Raw genomic sequence first — 3,092 nt, forward strand, 5'->3', positions numbered from 1 at the left:
CTGCAGCGGCCGCTCGAGCAGGAACTTGCCGAGCGCGTTGCGGCCGCGGCTGCCGATCACGATGCGGTCCGCGCCGCTGTCGGTGGCCAGCTCGACGAGGGTGCCGACGGCGTCCCCGTCGTGCACGGCAGTGCGTACCTCCCAGCCGCTGTCCCCGGCGACCCGGCGCACCGCGGTGCGCACCGATTCGACCTCCGCCTCGGCGGCGGCCCCGTCGTCGTCGAGCACGTGCAGCACCAGCAGCTCGTCCTGCCGGCGGGAGGCCTCGTCGACGGCGGCCGCGAGCGCGGCGCGGCCCTCGGGTGTCTCGGCGTGAACGACTGCGACGGTCATAATGCTGCTCCTGGGCGGCTCGACGGAACTGCCTCCAGTATCCCGGCACCGACCCGGACGAGCACGGCCGAGCGCGTGTGGAACCCGTCTCCACCTGCCCTTTTCTGTCGGGTACGTCTCAGTCGCGGCTCACCACGCCGACTCTGTCGGGCTCACCACGGTGACTCTGTCGTGGTTCACCACGGTGACTCTGTCGTGGTTCACCACGCTGCGGGCTTGTAGTCCTTGAGGAAGCAGCCGTACAGATCCACCCCGGCCTCGCCCTGCACGATCGGGTCGTACACCCGCGCGGCGCCGTCGACGAGGTCGAGGGGCGCGTGGAAGCCCTCCTCGGCCAGACGCATCTTGGTGTGATGCGGCCGCTCGTCGGTGATCCATCCGGTGTCCACCGCGGTCATGAGAATGCCGTCGGTGAGCATCTCCTCCGCGCTGGTGCGGGTGAGCATGTTCAGCGCGGCCTTGGCCATGTTGGTGTGCGGGTGCCCTGCCCCCTTGTAGCGGCGGCCGGCGAACTGCCCCTCCATCGCCGAGACGTTCACCACGTACTTGCGCCGCGCAGCGGCCGCGGCCATCGCCGGACGCAGCCGGTTGACCAGGATGAACGGCGCCACCGAGTTGCACAGCTGCACCTCGAGCAGTTCGAGGGGTTCGATCTCGCCGACGGTCTGCACCCAGCTGTTGGTGTGCACGAGGTCCGGCAGCAACCCGCCCGCGTCGACCGCGACCCCCGCGGCGATCCGTTCCGGGGTCGCGGAGCCGGCAACCATCGCCAGCGCCGTCACCGACTCCGGGGTCAGCGCGTGCGCGGCGAGGTCGCTCGGCAGCGACCCGGCCAGCGCCGCCGGGTGGGCGTCCGACGGCTTGCCGAAGGTGATCATCTCCGGGAGCTGACCCGATGGCAGCGGTCCCGATTCGGCCTCGGCCAGCGCCGAATAGGCGCCGGGGGAGCGGCGCACCGTCTGCGCGGCGTTGTTGATCAGGATGTCCAGCGGTCCCTGCGCCGCGACATCGTCGGCGAGGGCGACCACCTGGGCGGGATCGCGCAGGTCGATCCCGACGATGCGCAGCCGGTGAATCCAGTCGGCGCTGTCCTCCATCGCCGAGAACCGGCGGATCGCGTCGTTCGGGAACCGGGTGGTGACGGTCGTGTGGGCGCCGTCACGCAGCAGCCGCAACGCGATGTACATGCCGATCTTCGCGCGGCCACCGGTGAGCAGGGCCCGCCTACCCGTCAGATCGGTACGGGCGTCCCGTTTCGCGTGGTTCTCGGCCGCGCAGGTCGGGCACAGCTGGTGGTAGAACGCGTCGACCCGGGTGTACTTGTCCTTGCACACATAGCAGTGCCGGGGTCGCAGCAGGGTGCCCGCGGACGCGCCGCGCGTCGTCGACGTCAGCGTCAGCCCGGCGGTTTCGTCGTCGATGCGGGTCGGCGACCCGGTCGCGGTCGCGGACAGCACCTCACGGTCGGCCTGGACCTTGCGGCTGCGGGCCTCGTTGCGGCGCAGCCGCTTGAACTTCTTGAACATGTGGCCGACGGCCCGCTGCACCGCGATCGCGTCGGGATGGTCGGCGTCCAGACCGGCCGCAAGGTCGAGAACCTTCAGGCAGGTTTCGAGGTCGGCCGGGTCGATCGCGCGCGGCGGGACGGCGCCGGCATCCGCGGCCGGAGTGTCGCAGTGGGTGTTCATGAACCTTTTCCGATGTCGTGCGGTAGCAATGAATGGTATCGGGCGCAGCCGGTGCGTCCGTCCACACACCCGAGGAGACACCACCCATGAGCGCTGCCAAGAAGAAGTTCGCCGACCTCGCGCCGTGGCAGAAGGCCGCGGTCCTCACGCTCGCGAGCGTGCAGCTGTCGCTGGCGGCGACGGCCTGGGCGGACCTGGCCACCCGGCCCGCCGAGAAGGTCAACGGCAGCAAGGGCAAATGGGCGCTGATCACCCTGATCAACTTCGTGGGCCCGATCTGGTACTTCCGCAAGGGACGCCGCGCCTGATTCAGCTCCCGTCGAGCGGGTTCCGTGTCGATTCGTCCACGCCGCGCGAATCCACACGGAACCGAGCGAGGGTCGGTGCCCACCGCGCGCGGAACCCCGACCGCAGGCGAAGTCGCCGTGCCCGTGACGAGCGTCGACGGTCGCATCATGCGGGTTGACGACCGGCCCGCGAGTTGTCGCCGGCAGCCGCGCGGCTGCACGCCCACTTCACCGCGCACACCGACCGGTTCCGCGACCGAGCCCGGTACGCTGGCCGTCGTGACACGTTTCGGGGAGGAACTCGCGCAGCTGGCCGTCGTTCGGCTCGCGTGGCTGTCCGTGCTCACGATCCTGGTCACGATCACCGTCGCGATCGATGCCCCGACTGCGCTTGCCGTGGGCGCGGTCGCCATCGTGGCGATCGTCGCGATCGCCACGTGCAGCGTGCTCCCCGCGTTGTGCCCGCCGCCGATCTCGTCTTCCGGGCCTCCTGGCGAGGAGCGTCGCCTGCGCGGTGCGTTCCGTCGCCAGAGCGCCCCGAACACTCCCGGCAGGCCACGTCGCCCCCGAGCACCCGGGCGGGTACTGCTCGCCGCATAACGCTCTCACGAGCGCGCGGCCCGCAGTTGTCCGCCGCACCGTCGACTCCGGGTCCGGTGCCCCCCCATTCACCCGCACGATGCCGGCTGTCGCCGCATCGTGCCGGAAGGTGTTCGATGCTCGATTTCGTCTACTATCCCGTGTCCGCGATCCTGTGGTTCTGGCACAATGCGTTCGGCGCGGT

General features: G+C 70.5%; 4 protein-coding genes. 2 read left to right on the top strand and 2 right to left on the bottom strand.

Going from position 1 to position 3,092, the window contains the following annotated elements; translation table 11 throughout:
* Together I0Q12_RS12845 and I0Q12_RS12850 are read right to left on the bottom strand one after the other, a co-directional pair.
* On the bottom strand, window positions 1-333 hold a 333-nt coding region (locus I0Q12_RS12845), incomplete at its 3' end, for a universal stress protein (RefSeq protein WP_197252286.1).
* Window positions 334-533: 200 nt separating this feature from the next.
* Window positions 534-2,021 carry an SDR family NAD(P)-dependent oxidoreductase gene (locus I0Q12_RS12850; RefSeq protein WP_197252287.1) on the bottom strand — a complete coding sequence of 496 codons (1,488 nt, stop codon included), beginning with the start codon at window positions 2,019-2,021 and terminating at the stop codon, window positions 534-536.
* Window positions 2,022-2,107: 86 nt separating this feature from the next.
* On the opposite strand from I0Q12_RS12850, the gene I0Q12_RS12855 reads away from it, so the two are divergent.
* Together I0Q12_RS12855 and I0Q12_RS12860 are read left to right on the top strand one after the other, a co-directional pair.
* Window positions 2,108-2,329 carry a hypothetical protein gene (locus tag I0Q12_RS12855; RefSeq protein WP_197252288.1) on the top strand — a complete coding sequence of 74 codons (222 nt, stop codon included), beginning with the start codon at window positions 2,108-2,110 and terminating at the stop codon, window positions 2,327-2,329.
* Between the two features lie 258 nt (window positions 2,330-2,587).
* Window positions 2,588-2,908: a DUF6412 domain-containing protein gene (locus I0Q12_RS12860; RefSeq protein WP_197252289.1), complete on the top strand. Its 321-nt coding sequence runs from the start codon at window positions 2,588-2,590 to the stop codon at window positions 2,906-2,908.
* Window positions 2,909-3,092: the final 184 nt, after the last annotated feature.

It is taken from the genome of Rhodococcus sp. CX (genome assembly GCF_015865005.1).
Classification (GTDB): Bacteria; Actinomycetota; Actinomycetes; order Mycobacteriales; family Mycobacteriaceae; genus Rhodococcus.